Origin of the sequence: uncultured Ellagibacter sp. (genome assembly GCF_934617235.1) — a bacterium.
Taxonomy (GTDB): domain Bacteria; phylum Actinomycetota; class Coriobacteriia; order Coriobacteriales; family Eggerthellaceae; genus Ellagibacter.
Genome location: NZ_CAKTTZ010000005.1, coordinates 1 through 19,673, shown reverse-complemented (window position 1 = coordinate 19,673; position 19,673 = coordinate 1). Strand labels below are relative to the sequence as shown.

At 59.6% G+C, this 19,673-nt stretch carries 9 protein-coding genes; 7 read left to right on the top strand and 2 right to left on the bottom strand.

What is annotated here, in order from left to right:
• Positions 1–118: 118 nt before the first annotated feature.
• The 5 genes from Q0G85_RS01790 (at position 119) to Q0G85_RS01770 (ending at position 5,914) form a co-directional block, all read left to right on the top strand.
• Positions 119–2,710 carry a molybdopterin-dependent oxidoreductase gene (locus Q0G85_RS01790; protein WP_297154160.1) on the top strand — a complete coding sequence of 864 codons (2,592 nt, stop codon included), beginning with the start codon at positions 119–121 and terminating at the stop codon, positions 2,708–2,710.
• A complete protein-coding gene (locus Q0G85_RS01785; RefSeq protein ID WP_297154158.1) occupies positions 2,710–3,417 on the top strand; it encodes a 4Fe-4S dicluster domain-containing protein in 708 nt (235 codons plus the stop codon). The genes Q0G85_RS01790 and Q0G85_RS01785 overlap by 1 nt, the downstream gene beginning before the upstream one ends.
• Before the next feature lie 95 nt (positions 3,418–3,512).
• Complete coding sequence (locus Q0G85_RS01780; protein ID WP_297154156.1) at positions 3,513–4,232, top strand: molecular chaperone; 720 nt, start codon at positions 3,513–3,515, stop codon at positions 4,230–4,232.
• A 39-nt stretch (positions 4,233–4,271) separates the two neighbouring features.
• Positions 4,272–5,117: a DUF4405 domain-containing protein gene (locus Q0G85_RS01775; protein ID WP_297154154.1), complete on the top strand. Its 846-nt coding sequence runs from the start codon at positions 4,272–4,274 to the stop codon at positions 5,115–5,117.
• Between the two features lie 38 nt (positions 5,118–5,155).
• Entirely contained in the window at positions 5,156–5,914 is a 759-nt protein-coding gene (locus Q0G85_RS01770) for a hypothetical protein (protein WP_297154152.1), read from the top strand.
• A gap of 203 nt (positions 5,915–6,117) precedes the next feature.
• Here the strand turns inward: Q0G85_RS01770 and Q0G85_RS01765 are convergent, their stop codons facing one another.
• Together Q0G85_RS01765 and Q0G85_RS01760 are read right to left on the bottom strand one after the other, a co-directional pair.
• The gene (locus Q0G85_RS01765; protein ID WP_297154150.1) at positions 6,118–15,102 is read right to left on the bottom strand and encodes a leucine-rich repeat protein; all 8,985 of its coding nucleotides are present in this window, start codon (positions 15,100–15,102) and stop codon (positions 6,118–6,120) included.
• 168 nt (positions 15,103–15,270) lie between these two features.
• Entirely contained in the window at positions 15,271–16,578 is a 1,308-nt protein-coding gene (locus Q0G85_RS01760; protein ID WP_297154148.1) for an amidohydrolase family protein, read from the bottom strand.
• Positions 16,579–16,785: 207 nt separating this feature from the next.
• On the opposite strand from Q0G85_RS01760, the gene Q0G85_RS01755 reads away from it, so the two are divergent.
• Both Q0G85_RS01755 and Q0G85_RS01750 read left to right on the top strand, forming a co-directional pair.
• Positions 16,786–17,937, top strand: a complete 1,152-nt coding sequence (locus Q0G85_RS01755; protein ID WP_297154147.1) for a 5-bromo-4-chloroindolyl phosphate hydrolysis family protein — start codon at positions 16,786–16,788, stop codon at positions 17,935–17,937.
• 61 nt (positions 17,938–17,998) lie between these two features.
• Complete coding sequence (locus Q0G85_RS01750) at positions 17,999–19,165, top strand: toxic anion resistance protein (RefSeq protein WP_297154146.1); 1,167 nt, start codon at positions 17,999–18,001, stop codon at positions 19,163–19,165.
• The last annotated feature ends 508 nt before the right edge of the window (positions 19,166–19,673 follow it).

The following is a 19,673-nucleotide window of genomic DNA, read 5'->3' as shown; positions in this document are numbered from 1 at the left end:
CATACGCATTCTCTCGTTTTCTACTGCTTAATCCCTCAAATGACAGCAGTAGCAGGGGAAACGATGCTGTTGCATTGGTATGCAGGGAATCGAAGCCCTAGAGAGAGGGTAAATAGAAGTGAACATTAATAGACGCTCATTCCTCAAGGCGAGCGCCTTGGGGTTGGCTGCGGTGGCAGCGACGGGGGTGACGCCGTTTACCGCCGTAGCCGATGAGTCCCACAAGCCGAACCAAACCGGCAAGTGGACCGCAACCACCTGTCAAGGGTGCACTGCCTCTTGCCCCGTGAAGGTCTATACGCAAAACAAGCGTATCCTCCGCATCACGGGCAACTGGAACTGCACAGCGACAGGTGGCAAGATCTGCCCGAAGCCGCATCTCGCGATTCAGCAAGTATACGACCCCGATCGAATCAAAACCCCGATGAAGCGCACCAACCCCGAGAAGGGGCGCGGCGTCGACCCTGGTTTTGTCCCGATCAGCTGGGACGAGGCGCTTAACACCATCGCCGATAAGCTCATGGAGCTCAAGAAGAACGGCGAAACGAAGAAGCTCGCCTTCCAGAAGGGCCGCTCCACCGGCGTCGGCGACGTCCTTTACAAGAAGTTCAACATCCTGTTCGGCACCCCGAACTACTTCGGTCACGGCGACATCTGCGCCGAAGCCGAGAAGATGGCGAACTGGGCGACCGAAGGTACCTTCTCGTACCACAACTACGACCTTACCAACACGAAGTGCTTCCTCATGTGGTCGACCGACCCCATCTCGTCGAACCGCATGTCAGGCTGGGCATCGAGCGTGTGGGGCAAGGTCATGGACGGTGCGAAGATCTACGTGATCGACCCGCGCCTGTCCGCAACCGCAGCGAAGGCCGACAAATGGCTGCCGATCATCCCCGGCACCGACGGCGCGCTTGCCTGCGCGATTGCGCACGTTATCCTGACGAAGGGACTCTGGAACAAGAAGTTCGTGGGCGACTTCAAGCAGGGCCCTTGGAACTACGAGCTCACCGACAACTACAACAACAAGGCGAACCTGTTCAAGGCGGGCGAAACCGTCGACGAGTCCAAGTTCGAGCACAACCAGGGCTATGGCCTTGTGCGTTGGTGGAACTTGGCGCTCAAGGACGCCACACCCGAATGGGCGGCCGACATCTGCGGCATCGAGGCGAAGGACATCACCGAGGTCGCCACGCAGTTCGGCAAGTACGGCGACGCGAGCTGCTCGTGGCAATCCCCGGGCACGAATATGCAGGTCCGAGGCGTGTACGGTGCCATGGCGGCGAACGCGCTCAACGGCCTGGTCGGCTCCATCGAAACGAAGGGCGGCGTGTTTAGAAGCGCTTCCGCCTCGACGGCGAGCCTGCCCGATCACAACCATTTCCGCGATAGCAACGCTCGCAAGGCCGCCAAGATGAAGGCGATCGACGGGCGTATCCGCAAGGACTTCTTAAACTACAACGGCAAGGCGATCCACTCCAATGAGACCTCGAGCCGACTTGCCGACGTTATCTTGCAGGAAGACGGGCACTACGAAGACGGCAGCTACGAGATCAAGATGCTCATCAGCTACTGGTGCAACTATTGCTTCAGCTCCACCGGCGCGCAACGCTTCGACAAGGCATACGCGAAGGTACCGTTCTATGTGAACATCACGACGATGCCGTCCGAGTCCGCCATGTTCGCCGACATCCTCCTGCCGGCCAAGCACTACATGTTCGAGCGCTGGGGCTTCATGAAGGCAAGCCAGGGCCTCTACTCCTACATTTCGGTACAGCAGCCCGTGATCACGCCTCTGTGGGACACCAAGACCGACGAGACGGAAATCGCGTGGGAGCTTGCCGTGAAGCTCAAGGAGCGCGGTTTCGCGAACATCTACAACTACTATTCGAAGGCCTTCTGCGACCCCGAGACGGGCAATTGCCCCACGAGCGCGTCCGAATTCGCCGAGATCGCGGTGAAGATCATGACGGCGCCCGCATGGAACGGCAAGAACGCCAAACAGGGCACCGACCTCGGCAGCTGGCGCAACTTCTGCTCGAAGGGCTGCTTCAATTCCAAGAAGATGGGCTACAAGAAGCATTGGGGCAGCTTGGGCCACGATACCGGCAAGTTCGAGTTCTTCTCCGAAAGCTTGAAGACGCTGCTCGAGCAGGTGGCGACCCAGTACAAGTGCGACGTGAACTCCGTCGTGGAGTCCATGGGCTTCGAGGCGCGCGACGGCCTGGCCTTCGTGCCGCACTACGAGACCCCCGTTCGCTATGGCGACGAGAAGACCTACCCCTACATCTTCGAGGAGCACCGTGCGCGCTTAAACCTTGAGGGCCGAAGCGCGAACTGCGTGGGCTATCAGGAATTCAAGGACACCGACCCGGGTGACGTGGCCTGGGACGACGTCATCAAGATCAACCCGTCCGACATGGAAGACTTGGGGCTTAAGACCGGGGACACCGTTGAGGTGACTTCCCCGCAAGGTTCCATCATCGTCCATGCGAAGGCGTGGGAGGGCACGCGCCCGGGCGTCGTCATCAAGGCATACGGCCAGGGACATTGGGCCTTCGGTCATGTTGCGGCCGCCGACTTCAAGAACTACAAGCCCCGCGGCGGCAACAACAACGAAATCCTCCCCTGCGACTGGGAGCGCTTGAGCGGATCGACCGCCCGTCATGGCGGCCTTACCCGCGTGAGCATTAAGAAGGTGGAAGCGTAATGAAGACACGCTATATCATGATCATCGACCAGCACAAATGCGTTGGCTGTGCCGCATGCGAGATTGCGTGCAAGATGCATAACGAGGTTCCTATCGGAGTGTTCCTCACCCATCATATCGCTTCCACGACGGGCAAGTTCCCGAAGACGAAGTACTCCTACAAGATCACGATGTGCAACCACTGCACGAACGCGCCGTGCGTCGAGGCGTGCGCGACGGGCGCCATGCACAAAGACGAGTACGGGCTGACCGTGGTCGACTACGACAAGTGCATCCGCTGCGGGCTGTGTGCGACGGCCTGCCCCTACGGGCAGATCACGCCGGCGCCGGAGAACACCGCGGCGTCCGATATCGCGGATGTCGAGCCGGCGATCGAGGGGTGCACGGCTTCGGGCGCCGAGTTGAAGGAAGCTGTCGGCGCGGCTTATCCGTGCCACGACCCCATCTTGGACGACTACGATCTGCCGATGGTCGAAGTCGGCGCGCCGCTTAAGTGCCAGATGTGCAAGCAGCTCGTCTACAATGGCGACAATCCCTATTGCGTGGACGCCTGCCCCGCGGGCGCCCGCGTGTTCGGCGATGTGGAGAACGTGTACGACTCCACGCTCTACGATCTGATGCAGTCCTATAAGATGGACACGCTTTTGCCTGAGGAAGGCACCGAGCCCGCCGTGTACTACATGCGCGAGTTCCATAAAACCTGGTAAGCCGCACCATTGCACTTACCGTGAGGAGGCAGGGGCGTTCGCGCTCTTGCCTCCTTTGCACGAAATCGTCCAGACTCACAGGAGGGACAAGGCCCATGAGCATCGACATCGCTGCAATCGACGAGCTTGCCGACGACGCACCCGAGGAGGCTGCGCGTATGGCTGTAGAATGCCAAGCGCCCGCAAGCGTTCCCGATATGGAAGACGAGGCAGCCTACGCGGCGCGCCCCCTTCCCCACGTGGCACCCTCAGCGCTTCTCGAGGGGCTTGCCCACCTGTGGGAATATCCCAAAAACGGCGATTCCATAAGCGCAGAGCTTGCACGCATGAAACAGGAGCCGAAGCTTCGGGAATACGCCGATGAACTCGGCAAACTTGAGGATGCGCTTTTCGCTTATGAGAAATCGACGGAGACAGTCGTGGGCGCTCACCTCTCGCAGCTCGACTATACGCGCCTGTTCATCGGGTCGTTCAAGATGTATGCCCCGCCCTACGCGTCATACTATGTTGATGGTGCAGACCAGATCTTCGGGCCGACCGCCGTCGCGGTTGAGGGCCTCTATGCCCAGTTCGGGCTTGAAATCAAATCCGACGAGCACGACATGCCCGACCATATCCGCTACCTGCTCGTGTTCATGGCGCTCCTCGCGCGCACCTATGAGCAGACGGGCAACAAGGATATGGCGCTTGCGTACGAGGATTTCAAGCATGAATTCCTCGACAGCTGGAGCGCCGAGTTCTCCGAGAAGGTCCACACCTACACGGAATACGCCTTCTACCCCGCGCTCGTCGACTTCACGTTGGCATCGGTGTAGAGTCGACGGATGGTTGCAAGCGATGAACCGAGGAAGGTAATGAAGAGCCGATCAGCCCGCATGGCACTCGATGGTGCCCTGACCCTATTGCTTATCGCATCGATGCTCGCACAGCTCACTGGCGTGATTGCGCACGAGATCATCGGTGTCGTGTTCCTGCTTGCTGTCATTGTGCATCTCGTAAACTCGTTTTGGTGGATGAAGACGGTCGCGGGCCTTGTCGAGAACGCGCAGGCAAAGGAAGGCCAGCTCGCGCTATTCGTGGTGGCGGTGCTCCTAGGCATTACCTGCGCGGCGCTTATCATAAGTTCCGTGCCGATCAGCCGCCTGCTCTATCAGGTGGGACTTGCGCCCAAGGTCATGAGCAGCATGTGGCTTGATGTCCACAAGGTGTGCGCGTTTGTATTGTGCATTCTCGCCGTCGTGCACCTTGCGATGCATTGGGCAAGCATCTTAAAGCAGCTGAACATCCCCTTCGACCCGAGCAGGCGCAAGGCGATCGGTATGGGGGTGAAGGCGGCCTCCTGCGTCGGCGTCGTGGCTCTCGGCGTCGTCGGGTTCAATTCCCTCGAGCTGTTTGCAGGAGCTGGCGAGGGTGCGGGCGACGACGCACGGGAAGACGCGAAGGGGGGCTCTGCGTCCGGTTCCTCTTCCCCTTCTGCGGCTGGCGGCCAGTCGAGTGCGGGTGCGTCTCGGGGCGAAGCCGCGGCGTCGGGTGCGTCCGCCGACGCGCAATCCGCAAAAGCCCAGGCCGACAGCGGGGATGGAGAAGCCGAATCTTCGGAAGGCGATGCCGAATCGCTTTGCCCCCTGTGTCACAAGCACTGCCCGCTTTCCGACCCGCAATGCGACAAGCCCTATATCGCGGGGCTTATCGCCTCGTAGCTTTCCCGTTTTCGACCCAACCGCAGCGAAGGATTCCCATGCAAAACCTTGCCTCACCTACCATGCGCCGCCTTACCGTGTTTGCGCTTTGCGCCTTTCTTGCGCTTTGCCTTGCCGGTTGCGCAACTGACGAGCCGGTCGCGCAGGCGCAGCCGCAAACCCTTGAAATCGGCGAGAACGCAGGCGACGTCTATTCGGTCGCGCTCTCGAACAGCTCGGGGAAGTCGGTTGTGAGCATGTCAGTGAAGCTCCCTGGCGACGAGTCCTTCTCCGCAAACCTTATGAGCTCGGATGCGCACCTGAAAGATGGTGAGGATGCTATCGTTTATGTCCCCAAGCAGGCAACCGAAGACGGAACATACGTCATCGATCTAAAGGTGGTTTTCGGCGATGGCGGCGTAAGCGTGCTGCACCATCTCGATCTTGAGGAGTTCAGCGCGGCGACGCTTCTTCTGAATGGGAAGATCGGGTATGTCACCTACCAGGGCAAAAGCGCGAATCGCATGATTTCCACGCTCGATTTGCAGACGTATTACTACAACTTGGAAGATCCCACCGCTGCCGCGCGCGACAAGGCCGAGGAGGAAGAGGAGAAGCGCCGACTGGAAAAGCTCGAAGAGGACCTGAAGGCAACCGAAGAGCAGCAAGCGGCTGACGCGACCACGTCTTCCGACGGCACGAAGACCGCAACGGAGGAAAACGCGCAGACCAAAGTGACGACTAACGACACGCAGGGCATGGACATTGAGGACGACCCGATTGAGGTCAACCAGGACGAAGATTTGAGCGACGACTAGCTCTTGCAAAGCAACCGTGGCGCGACTTTAAGGTTTGCCTGGCAAATGTGCGCCTGCGAATCGATCGAGTGGAAGAGGTCAACCGGTTCGCGTCATTCCCCAGGCACGGATGTTACCCCTTTATGCAGAATTACAGAAGCGAGGGGGCGATCCCAAATACGAGGCAGAATCGGCGCTGCCCCCTCGCATTTCCTTGCTGGGTCCTATTTTCGACGACGACGATGCACGATCACGCCGCCCGCCACGGTGCCAATGAGGACAATGAACGCCGTCCCCAGCACGAGTATCTTCACCCAAGATGAAGCATCCTCGTCGGGCAGCAAGGCGGAGGCCGCGCTTCTATCCTGCCCATCTTGCGAATCCTCAGTGGTCGTTTCATTTTGCCCAGAGAGCATGCGAGCATTGTCAGCCGAAGAACCAGCTGCAACGGCGACGCCATTTGAGTTGCCCGATGGCAACGACGCGCCTGAAGCGTTCTGGTCGTTCGCGTTGCCGGGTTCATCAAGCTGATCCGAATCGTTCGGTTGATCAGATGAATCGGGGCTGTTGGGATTGCCTGGATCGCTCGGCGCATCAGGGTCGCTGGGGTTATCCGGTCGGCTCGGCTCATCGGGATTGTCAGGTTCATCGGGACCGCCAGGCTGGTCGAGATCATCCGGCTTCGGTGGGTTGTCCGGGTCGACCGGACTGGGGTCAGGGCCCGGATCCGGAGCGGGGCCAGGGTCAGGCACCGACTTCGCTTTCACCGTTAACGTACCGGGTTCCACCGTCGTTGTGAAATTCGAGTCCGAAACGCTTGCATTGATTGCGTACTCACCCGCTGGCGACGACGCGTCCGCCTCGCACGAGTACACAACGGCCACGCCCTTCGTGTCTGCAGGGCTAATCAAATCGGATGAGAATACAGGGTTCGCTTCCCCTTCGAATCGTTCGGCATCATGCACGATGACGAGCATCTGAGCTGGCGAAACAGTAACTACGAGCTCCACATCGGCGGCGGCAAGGTAGTTGCGAGACGCCGCCGCATGAGCGACGACGCGCGCCGTGCCCGCCGACACGATCGATGCATAGCACCCCTGTACCGAAATCGGGGCTAGTGTGCCCTCACTGCTCGGCACAACTTCAAAGGTGACCGGGGTTTTGGCCGTGTTGTCGAATGCGAACCCGGCATCGCCGTAGGTAGCAGAGTATTCAGTCGTGCCCGTGATTTCTTGCGGCGCCGGCGAAATCGTGAATTCCCTGGACTTCCGCCCCTGGTAGTTCGGCTTGGTCACCGTTACCTCAACGCAGTAGCTGCCAGCGTCGCACGGGGCGGTCGACGTGGGGCCAAAATCCGTGCCATCGACGCCCGTGTAGACAACCGTGTAATCGGAAGGCTCCAAACTCGGCACGCTTACCGTCGCGGCATGTGGCTCGCCGTCATACGTCGCGTTTTCGGCGGTAAGCGCGATGTACACGGGTTTTTCGAGGATTCGATAATCCGTCTCTGCGCGACCGACGTAGCCGTTGCTGCGAAGCGTCGCCACCACGCGGTAGGTGCCGGCATCGACAGGCGCCTTGGTACCTGAATAATGCGTATCGCCCATCCCCGTGTAGGTATAGGCAACCACGTCCGCAAGGCCCTCGGGCACGCCCGCCAGCACAGGCATTTGCGGCTCTCCGTTGTACACGCGATACAGTTTGGAGAACGAAAGCTCCGCCACCTGCGGTTTCACGATAAGGGCGAAATGCGCGGTTTTCGCAGTGCCCTTGCTGTCGGTGCACACGATGTCGAAGCCGAACACGCCCGTTTTCTGCGGCTCGCCCACAACCGAAAGCGGCTCGTTGCTCCCGCCAAGCCCCTTAACCGCAACGCCCTCTGGAAGCGCGCTTCCCTCGGCAAGCGTGTAGGTATACGGCGGCTCGCCACCCGTCGCAGACGCGATGCTCGCACTATAGGCGTGCCACGCTGTAGCAAGGGGCAACTCGGACGCGTTGAACACAAGCTCCTCAGGCTGCACAAGCGAGATAGCGGCAGGCTCGGTATCGATGCTCATCTCCGTACCCAGATACCTCTGCGTAACGCGGCAGTAATACGTTCCCTCATCGTTTTCGCTCGCCTTGGAAATGGAAAGCGAGCTCGACGTGGCATCCTCGATCGCAGCGCCATCGCCATCAGCGCCGACGCGATACCACTGGTAGGCAAGCTCGTGGCTTGCCGCCGCTCCGCTCGATTCGTCCTCATGTGCGAGCACGTCAGAGGCTGCATCCGCCGCAACCGACAGCGTGGCCGGATCGCCTTCGTGAACCGTCGCACTTTGCGGTTGTGCGGTCACGACAGGTGTGCCCGCCTTTGCGAACGAAAACGAAAGCGCTTGCGATGTCTCAATGTTTTCCAAAGTCAAGGTATAGCTTCCGCCGGAATAATCGGAAATGTCGAGGTTGTGCGAAACCGCGTTTCCGCCCTCGTTGGCCGTTTCCGTCGCGCTTACGTAATCCAAATAGCAACCGCTGTCGGGTGTTGCCACGAACGCAGCATCCCCGCCGGGCGTCACCTCAACCGACGAAGGCTCAACGGCGCCGTTTTCCGCTGTGGCGCTCACTTGAAGCTTTGCCTTCTCGGTAAAGTGCGCGATCACCTTCGTGTCCGTCGTGGGAGCAAACGTCCAACTCACGTCGGTGCTCACCGGCTCCGCGTCGTCCACCGTGCCTTCATCGTTGCACTTGTACCAGCCCGCAAAGTCGAAACCCTCATCGGGCACGGCAACGAGCGTGACTCTTTCGCCCGCCTCTATCGTCTTCTGCACGGCGTAGCCGCTATCGCCGTAGAAGGTCGACCCCTCGACGTATCCGCCTTCGCGCGGATCGATGGCGACAACATCGATCGCATCACGCACGTAATACGCGGTGAAGGTGCGGTTGGCATACGCCGGGCGCACGAGAAGTGGGCTCTTCCCGACGGTCGCGCCGTTTTCATCAACCCAGCGATCGAACTTCCATCCCGGGTACGGGATGGTTATCATCGCCGACGGCGACATATAGCTCGAACCCGTTCCGGGGATGACCATGCTGAAACCCGCGCCCTCAGGGTACGTCGCCACCTGCGCGTCGAAGCCCGTCGCATAGAACACCGCGGTCAGGCGCATGTTCTCGTGCGCAATACCCGCATGGATGGCGTTGTAGCTCACAATCGCGCCCGCATCGTTGATCCAGTGCGAGAAGCGCATTCCCGGATAGGCAACGGCCATGGCGACGAACGCATCGCCCTTGTTGCACGAAAGCGAGGTTCCCGCACCCGACGCACCGGCGATAAATGCAAGACCCCTGAATATCGAGCTCTGCGTCACCGCCACGTCGACCTTGCTTGCGGGGTCGGGTTCGAACTGCGCATAATAAGTGATGTCGGACGACGCCTCGAAGGAAAGCACGTCGTAGGTCTCCGCGACGCTGAACCCGCCCTCGTCAAGGCTCCAGCCAACGAAGCGGTAGCCTTCACCTGCAACCGCCTGCAGCGTAGCTTTATCCCCCGATTGGAAGGTACCTGCTCCTTTCACCTTGCATCCGCGCGCGCCCACCTTGCCCGCAACGACGACTTTCGCCGACACCGACACCTCATACGGATCGGCGAACTGAGCCTCGATGGAGACGACGTTATCGGTAAGGGAGCTTATGAATTCCTCGTCAAGGGCAAGCCAGCAGTGCGCGTCGGTGGAGAGAAGCGTCTTCTCACCGCCTTCGCCCACAAGCTGCCAGGAGACGAAGCGCTTGTCGGTCGTTTGCTGAGCGTTCAGCTCGATCGTGTCGCCAAACGAATACGTTCCCCCACCTGTAAGCACGCCCGCACCTTCCTGGTTCGCGTCGAGCTCCACGTAGTAGGAATTGCGCGTGAAGCACGCCACGTAGGCGACGCTCTCTGTTACCGCAACCGTGTATTCGGGAAGAGCGCTCACCACGTTGCCTTCAGCATCCTTCCAGCAATCGAAGGTGAAGCCCGGCTTCGCCGAGGCGGAAAGCGTCGTGCGGTCGCCCTGCGCAAATGAGCCGAAACCGCTCGTATAGCCCGCCTCGACAGGTGAGGCGACGGCGCTCACCGTGTACTCCCCCGCCCCGAATACGGCTATCAAGTCGGTGTCGCCGCGCACAGTGAAGCGGTACTCGGCGCTCGTACTCACGCATACGCCCTCGTTATACCAGCCGATGAACGTCGCGTTTTCTGCAGGCGTTGCAGTGACGGTAGCCGTTTGCCCCGCCGCATACGTGCCCGCGCCCGAAACCGTACCGTAGCCTTCGGCAGTCGTGGTGTTCACCGTAAACTGCTTCGCCTCGAACACCGCGCGAAGCGACGCGTTCTCATTGGGAATGAAGCGGTACTCGGCGCTCATGCTGACCGGCGTGCCCGTATCATCGACCCAGTACTTGAACGTGTAGCCTTCCGCCGCGTGGGCCGAAAGCGTCGCCGGGTAGTTCGCGCCGTAGGTTCCCGCGCCTTCCACCCAGCCCGCGCCTGCGTTTTCCACGAGCTCGCCCGGAGGCGCAAGCTCCGCCACCGCCGCCGCAACAGAGTAGGAGCATTCCTTGAAATGCGCGACGTAGACGTGGCTTCGAGCCTCTCTGTCGGTGAACTCGGGCTCTGTCGACACGAGCTTGCCCTCAAACGTGTACCAGCCAACGAACGCGTAGCCCGGCGCGGGCGTCGCCTTCAGCTCGACGACGGCACCGCGATCGGCCAAGATGCGGCTCGCCGTAACCGAGCCGCCTTCGGCGGGGCTCGCCACCGGCAGACACACCACATCGAGCGGCTTGAACGCAGCGGTGATCGTGCAGTAATAGGAATTGAGCTTCGAGCTCTTCGCGACCAGAGTGCATTCCTTTTCAGTGCTCACGAGCAGCCCATTTTCGTACCAACCCCAGAAAAGCCAGCCGGGATTGTTCTCAGCCTTCAGGTTAAGCGTTTCCCCCAGTTTGAATTGATCGGTGTCGGGCTTCACCTCGGTGCCGTTGCAGGTCACCGTTCCGCCCCACCACGAATCGGCGGCGATGACAACCTCGGGGCCCTTCTTGAACACCGCCGTGTAGGTTTCGTCCTTCGTCACGCATACGCGCAGCTCGGCGTCAGTGTAGTGCTTGCCGGAGCTATCTTGCCAATAGGCGAACCAATGCTTGTCGTCGGCCTTCGCCTTGATGGTGACATGTCGTCCGTAGGGCAGCTCGACCCAGTCCTTGCCGGGATCGCCCACGATCGAGACTTCGCCAGGCGGGTTGATGCCCGAAAGCAAGCCGTCGACCTCGACTTTGATTGTGTACATCTTCGCGACGTATTCCGCGCGAATATGGGTGTCGCCTTCGGGAATGAATTCCAAGTGCGTCTCGTCGGTGCCCATAAGCACATCGCCCGTAGCGCCGGCGCGGTACCAGCCTTTGAAGGTGTATTTCTCTCGCACGCTCTCGTCAAGGTGTGCGGAGAGCACCGTCGGCTTGCCAACAACGCAGGTGCCGTCGCCTGCGATCGTGCACTTACCCGCAAGCGCGCTCGCAGGCTCCACCGTCACCGCAACCTTGCAGGTGCGCTGGAACTTCGCGACGAGGTGCCGATCGTTTTCAGCGAGGAAGGAGTAGGTCGATGACTTCGACACTTCGGCCACGCCGTCGTACCAACCGGCGAACTCGTAGCCATCGCCCGCAACGGCGATGACCGTCGCCTCTGCACCCGTTTTGATGACTTGCCGATCAGGTGTGGCGTTGCACCCGGTCACCGCGTCGGCGGCCGCCCCTTCAACGTTGATCGAGGTGGTGATCGCCACGTCCTTCTCGAACACGGCGGTCAACTTCACGATGTCGGGCGTGACATCGGTGATCGCCATCTGCAGATGCGGCAACGTCGAGCGCTCGACGCCGTCTTCTTTCCAGCAGACGAAGCGATATCCCGGATTCGGGATAGCATCGAGCTCGCAGACGGTGCCTTCGAAATGGACGCCGCCGCCTTTTACGATGCCGCCCGCTTCAGGCTGCGCAGTGGCGATAATGGTGGCCGTATGATCGCCCTTGGGCTTATCGGGGTCGCGATCGTGCTTGTGGTGCTCGAATATCTCCTCGATTTCCTTGAGGGCTTTGCCGCCGACCTCCACGAGGTCCTCGATGGTTTCGGCTTCCCCGACTTCGACGATAGCCGGGACGGCGATTGGGTCGACGAATTCCCCTATGCCGGACGCGGTCGCGGCTATTATCGCCACGCCCAACGCCGTGATAAGGGCAGCCTGCAGTATCTCGAACGCCTCCTTGCTGTCTGAAACAGCGCGGAAATGTGCTGTGAGCTGGGTATCTCCCTTAAGCGTGAAGGTGTAGGTACCGTTTTCGGCAACGTCAACCTTGTTGCCCGCCGCGTCGGTGACGTAGTCGAGCGCGTAATACGGCGCGGGAATGGCAACGACCGTAACGCTCGAACCGACGCCGTAGAGGCCCGTGCTGATGAAAGAGCCTTGCGGGCTGCCGTCTTCAGTCGTGCCGTCGACATCTAGAACGACGCTCGCCTGGCAGGCGCAATACCAAGGCGTGACTTCAACCTGAGAAGCTTCGCCATTCGAGTTAGGAACCTCGTAATTGCAGGCAAGATCGCTGCTGATGAGGGTTTGCGCACCCGAGGGGCCTTCGTACCAGCCACGGAATTGCGCGTTGTCGGTGGTAGCGGAAAGCGCTACCGTCTCGCCCGCGTCGCGATAGCAGTTGCCAACCGTCGGGATCACATGTGCGTAGGCCTCGGAGCGGTCGGTCGATTGCGCCGGATTGATGCGAACCGCAACGTCTTTCAGCGTGAAACGCGCCTCGACGCTCATATTCATCTCCGGCTTGAAAAGGCACACGCGCCGCTCGCTCAAGCACGCGCCCGTTTCCTTGTCATACCAGCCCAGGAACTCGATGTCGTCATCGATCATGCCGAGCCGTTCGGCGTCGAGCGCGACGAATTGGCCAGCGAAGAGGAACCTCGAACCCGAAACGCTCGGAACCTCAACGCCCTCCATAAGCGCTCTCCCACCTAAATCGATCGTCTGCGAGTAATCGACATGCACCGCAACTACCGGGTCGATAGGCTTGCCGGGGTCGGGGTCAGGCTGCTCCTTTTCCCTGAGGATAGCAACGGGATCGCCCTTTCCCTCCACGGCATACGAAACGGTCGCGGAGTTCTCGCTCCCGACGATCCAGTAAGCGCCATCTGAATAAACCCAATGATCGACTGACCATTTCGAGGGATCGTAGTTGCATGTGATCGTCACCACCTTGCCGGGATATGTGACGAACGTTTCTCCATAATTGCAATTGTCGGCAACGATAGAGAACGTCACGTTTTCGACTTCGCTCCCATTCGCGAGATTGAGCCGCGCCTTCGGGGAAACCACGATCTCGTCGGCGAACACGGCAGTGAGCACGGTAGAGCGCTCAACGGAAAACTCGTACGTTTCCTTCTCGGAAAGAACGTTGCCCTCCTCATCAGCCCAATAAGCGAAGAGCCTGCCGTCGAGCGTCGTTGCGGCGCTCACCGTGCATGTATCGCCTAAAGCAAACTGGCCGCCGCCCGTCACCGTTTCCCCCAGCTGAGCGGTCGGACTCTCCACGTACACGGAAAACGCCGTGTTCCCCTCTTCTTGCAAAAGGCCTGATGAATAGGCACTAAGGAGATGGTCGCCGTCGTTGTAGGTTACGCGCACGGGAGCGCCGTTGTCGGAAGTCTGGAAGATTGACCCGTTATCGGGGCTGAAAGAGAAGAATTGGCTGAACGCATAATTGCTCGCGAGGTCGGCGTAGTCGAAAGTGCGCTGCGTACCGTCATAGTTGAACTTTACTTGCATGCCGTCAAGGGAAACAGCGTCCCCTTTTTGGTACACAAGCCTGTTTGGATCGCTTACGACGCTGATAGACAGATAGTTCGAAGCATCGTAGGGCAAGTCGTAATTGCATGCTTCCCAATCACGTTGAACTTCGCTCTCTTGATACAAATCGAGCGAACGTGCAGGAACGAGAACTTTTATAAAGCCATTCGGAAACGTCTGGGAATCGACAAGCACCGCATGGTCGCACTGAAAGTACACAAAGCTGAGCTTGGTTTCGGCGAACGCGTATTTCGGAAGCATGGTGATCTTGGAGCCACGCGGCAAAACAAGCCCGCCGCTCATGTCGGCTTCTTCGAAGCAGTGCTCCCCCAAGCTCGAAACGGTTGTGTTGGTTTCAAGTCCCGAAAGACGAAGACTCTTGCAGCCCAAGAACGCGTAGGCGCCAATGGAGGCGATTCGGGTATTTGTCGCAAGTCCCGTTTGGTTCAGCTTTTCGCACCTCATGAAAGCATACTCACCGACAGACGTAACATGCGTATTCGCCCCAAAACCGGTGTCGACGAGATCATAACAATGCGCGAAAGCGGAGTCCCCGACAGATTCAACTGAGCGATTTCCAGCAAGACCGGTATCGACGAGGTCGTGGCACTCCTGATATGCGCCGACGGGGATGCTCTTCAATCCCTCCACACGGTCCAAGCCCGTCGAGATAAGACCGCTCCCGTAAAAGCAATTGGAACCGATTGACTCAATGGTCGCAGGCTCTTCGATGTTAAGGCTAGCCAGCTTCTCGCAATAAGAAAAAGCGTCCCTGTCGATAGATTCGATATGCATACCCGACAGGCTTATCGACGAAAAGTTCTCGCAATTGAAGAAAGCGTACTCGCCAATAGATTTGAGGGCCACCCCCTCAAACTGCACAGATTGAAGATAGGTGGAGCTATAGCACAATCTCTCGGGAATCGAAGTCGTTTGAGAATCGACGATAAGGTTTTTGACTTCCCCTGGATTAACGGAATGCGACTCGGGGTCCAATTTATCAATCGGCTCCTTGAGATTGCCCGATTCGTCGCATTCGTACACAGAGCCGTCTGGCATAAGCTTGCCGTATTCGCATATGGGACGAGCTTGCGCGGCGCCGTACGGTGAGCTCACGGCTGTTGAGCCATCGGATGCGCCCGCATCACTTTCACCACCAGCGGTATCAGCTTCGAAGTGGTCGGCGTCGCCCCTGGTCGAGGCATCGGCATTCACGGTCTCGATGGGCGCAGCGTAATCCTCCGCAGCATACGACGCATCGCGTGTAATAGGGACGAACGACACTACGAGCGCGAGAGACAAAAACACACGCAAGAAAATACCAGAACCGCGGGCGCTCTTTTTCATGGGCTCCTCTTCCCGACCCTTCACGCAGCGGACGGAGGGCACTCGGTGATACACGGCTTTAATTGTACAGGACGCTATCGAACGAATGAAGCCCGCGAAACCAACTTGCAATGTCTTGCAACAGGACTTTCTGGCGCAGCTAAACGGCGTTGCCCTGGCAATCTTCTCTTAACCTCGCGGTAGGAACGTGTCGAGTTCGCGGTCGAGCTCGGGCAGATGCTTCACGGAAAGCCCGCTTACGAGCTTGCCGCGCGCCATGACCATCTTCACCTGGCGCAATGCCTCTAAGTTGTCGAGCGGGTTCTCATCGAGCACAATAAGATCGGCGGCCTTGCCCACCTCGATCGACCCCGTTTCTTCACCCAGCCCCAAGATGCGCGCATTGCCGAGTGTGGCCGTGTGTAGCGCGAGCTTTCGCGGCGCCCCGACGATGCGCTCGAAGTACACGACCTCGCGCCACATGTCGTAGTGCGTGACGTAGGGGCAGGCCGAATCGGTGCCAAGCCCCACGGGAATACCCGCCTTAAGCGCCGCCTGTGCCGCGCGGACGATTCCCTGGTAGACGATGTTGCCGTTGACCTTCTGAATCTCGGTCGAGTGCGTCTTTTCAGGGTCAAGCTCGACGAAGGGAAGCGCAGGCGAAACCGTGCAGGTCAGCGAGGATTTCCGGCCGACGCCGTTTTCTTTGAAGAGAGCTATGAGCTCGGGCGTAAGGTCTGCGCCGTGCTCGATGGTGTCGACGCCCGCCTCGAGTCCCACGCGCACGCCTTCTGCGCTCTCGATGTGGGCAGCGGTCGCCATGCCAAGCTTGTGCGCCTCGTCGACTGCCGCGGCTGCGATTTCAGGCGACATGCGCAAAACGCCCGGCTCGCCTTCCTTTTCGGCATCGAAGACGCCGCCCGTGATGAACAGCTTCACCAAGTCGCACTTTCGCGCGAAGCATTCACGGACGATCTCGCGCGCCTGTTCGGGCGTCTCTGCGATATGCGCGAACAGCCCGGCACCGTGGCCGCCCGGCACCGTGACGCCCACACCCGAGGTGAGAAGGCGCGGACCGGGGTACTTGCCCGCATTTATCGCATCGCGCACATCGACGTCGGCAAAGCCCGGGTCGCCCACCGAACGCACGGTAGTCACGCCGCTTGCGAGCTGCTGCTGTGCGTGCTTCTTGATGATGCGTCGCAGATACCACATGCCGATGGGGTTTCCCACCACCTTGTCGATAAGATCGCCCGCCGCACCTGCGCTCGTCGGCTTGCCGGACCCGCAAAAATGCACGTGCAGGTTCACAAGGCCGGGCGCAAGGTAAGCTCCCCTAAGATCGATTTCCTGCGCATTCGCAGGTGGCACGATTTCCTCTGCCGCACCGACCGCCGTGATGCGGCCCTCGTCGCTGACGACAACAGTGGAATTGGGACGCGGCTCCATGTCGGCGGTGCCGTCAAGGACGGTTGCGTGGGTGAAAACGTAGGCCATGAGATTCTCCTTAAGAGAGCGCTTAATTAAGGTTATATCTATTGTATCGTGCGCCGTCTCGAATTCACCCCATTCGTTGAATATTTCCTCTACGTCGCTTTCCTACAGCTCGGTAAAATATGGTTTTACGGCTTGACCTGTGCCGTATTTAGCACGGGCGTTCGGGTACAATCGAAACGACACAGTGATTCACGGAAAGGCAGCCCTATGGCTTCTTCAGATAACATTGCCGACCAAGTTGCAAACGCTGCGCAAAATGCCGTGAAGTCGAGCGATTTCAGCGACCTCCAATCGACCATCGAGCGCGTTGCCGGTGTTGCCGCCGAAAGCATCGGCCGCGGGATCGCGCAGGCTTCCGACGGCATTCGACGAGGTCAGGAACAATATGCGCTCATTCAAGAGCGCAAGCGCCAAGAGGAGCTGATGAACCTGCGCTATGCAAGCCCTACGACGCAGCGCGGCGGTGGCGTGGCGCTTGTCGTGGCGGGCGTTGTCGTGGCCGTTCCGCTTGTCCTCATCGGGCTGATCATGCTTCTTCTCAACGTCGGGGTCGCGGTGCCCTTCATCGCCGCAGGTGCCGTATGCGGCGCGGCGCTGGTATTCTCCGGCACTCGCAAGATTCGCTTCGCAGGCGCCTTCGATCGCTACCGCAAAACCATCGGCCTGCGCGAGTCATACAGCGTGAAGGAGCTTGCACAGCGCAGCTCCGAGAGCGTTGAGAACGTGCAGAAAAACGTGAGGAAGATGCTTGCGAAGGGCATGTTCAAGCAGGCGACGCTCGACGAGGGATCGGGGCTGCTCCTCATGACTCCCGAGGCGTACGAAAGCCACGAGCAAAAGCTCGCCGAAGCGCGCCGCACCGAACGCCAGCAAGCGCTCGTGCAATCTGCCAGCTCGAAGGAAAGCGCCCCGCTCACAACTGAGCAGCAGCACCTGCTCGACCGCGGCAAAGCGTTCATCGCACTCATCCGCGAGGGCAACGAGGCCATCCCCGACGAAGAGACTTCGCGCACGCTCGATCAGATCGAGCACGTGGTCACGGCCATCCTCGACGCCGCGGCCGACAACCCCGCCCTTATCGATGACCTCGACAGACTTCTCGACTACTACCTGCCCACCACGGTGAAGCTGCTCGAAACCTACCGCGAGCTTGATTCCCAACCCATCCAAAGCGATAACATCCTCGAATCGAAGCGCGAAATCGAGAAGGCGCTCGACAGCTTGAGCACCGCGTTCGAGAAGCTGCTCGACTCGCTCTTCCGCGATGTGGCGACCGACGTGTCGTCCGATATTACCGTGCTCAACACCGTGCTTGCGCAGGAAGGGCTCACCGAGAGCCCGTTTGACAAGGCGCGATAGCCGCATCATTACCGAAAACGGGCGAGCATACGTCCGTTAGGAACCAAAGAAAGGTATCGTCATGGAAAACAGCACCGAATCGAAGGCAACGCCCGAGCTCACGCTCACGCTTACTCCCGAGCTCGACGATGCGCCCGCTCCTGTTCTTTCCGCCCAACCGGTAGATGAGCTGGCGAAAAGCGAAGGCAATCTCGCCCTCGACGACTCCATGCTCTCCGATGACGAGAAGAAGATGGTCGAGTCGTTCTCCGAGCAGATCAACGTGCGCGACTCCGCCGCAATCATGCAGTACGGCGCCGGGGCGCAAAAGAAGATGGCCGATTTCTCCGAGTCGGCGCTTGAGCGCGTGCGCACGAACGATTTAGGCGAAGTTGGCGACCTCATCACCGGCGTCGTCAACGAGCTGCGCGGCTTCAACGCCACCGAGGAAAAGGGGCTTTTCGGTTTCTTCAAGCGCGGCGTCGACAAGGTGCAGTCGCTTCGCACTCGCTACGATAAGGCCGAGGCGAACGTGAACAAGATCGTTGATCAGCTCAAAGACCACCAGATGACGCTCGTGAAGGACGCGGCGACGCTCGACAAGATGTACGAGCTGAACCTCACGTACTTCAAGGAGCTCACGATGTATCTGCTTGCGGGCAAGAAAAAGCTCGCGCAGGTTCGCGAAGGCGAGCTGGTGGAGCTTGTTGAGCATGCCCGCGCCACCGGTCGCGCCGAGGATGCCCAGGCAGCGCAGGACCTCGATGCCATGTGCACGCGCTTCGAGAAGAAGCTTGGCGATTTGGACCTCACCCGCACCATTGCCATGCAGACAGCGCCGCAGATCCGCCTTGTGCAAAACAACGAGATCACACTTGTCGAGAAAATCCAGACCACCATCGTGAACACCATCCCCCTGTGGAAAAGCCAGATGGTGCTTGCGCTCGGCATTGCGAACGAGGCCGAAGCCGCCCGCGCGCAGAGCGCTGTCACGAACATGACAAACGACCTGCTCAAGAAGAACGCGGAGATGCTGCACACCTCGACTGTCGAGATCGCCCGTGAGTCCGAGCGCGGCATCGTCGACATCGAGACGCTCAAGAACACCAACGAAACGCTCATCAAGACCTTCGACGAGGTCATGCAGATTCAGGCGGAAGGCCGCCAGAAGCGCGCCGAGGCCGAAGCGGCAATGCGCGAGATGGAAGTCGAGCTCAAGCAGAAGATGCTCGAAATCCCGCGCGTGTAACGTCAGGGCTATGCGAGGGGGCGCGGGTAGCGCGTGTTTCCCGCCCCTCGCAGCAGGAAGTTTGTTGGTGGCGTGCGCAGGCGACTTGCGTTGCCCGCGTCCTCGCGGTAAGAAGCTTGCTGGCGAGGGGCGCGGTTGGCATGGCCGTCGGAATCCGCCATGCTACCAACGCTTGCGATCTACAACCAGTCGAATAGCATAGCCGGCAAGAACGACCGATTCGCATCGGGCGTTCTTTCTCGATTTCAGCTCGCCGTGGACAAATTCGTTCGATATGTGAGGAGTTGCAGGCGGCAAACTTCATGCTGTAATTTCTGACCTGCGGAAATGCGCACGGCAAGTCCGCCGATGGCTTTTTCCGCCTCAGAATGGCTCACATATCAACGATTTTTGTCCACGCCACCCCGATCTCTATGTTAAACCACCGTTGACAGATCGCGTCCCGATTTGTGGTGTATCAAGGGCCATCGCCGGAACCGCCGGCCACCCTTGCCAGGCGAATGCTACC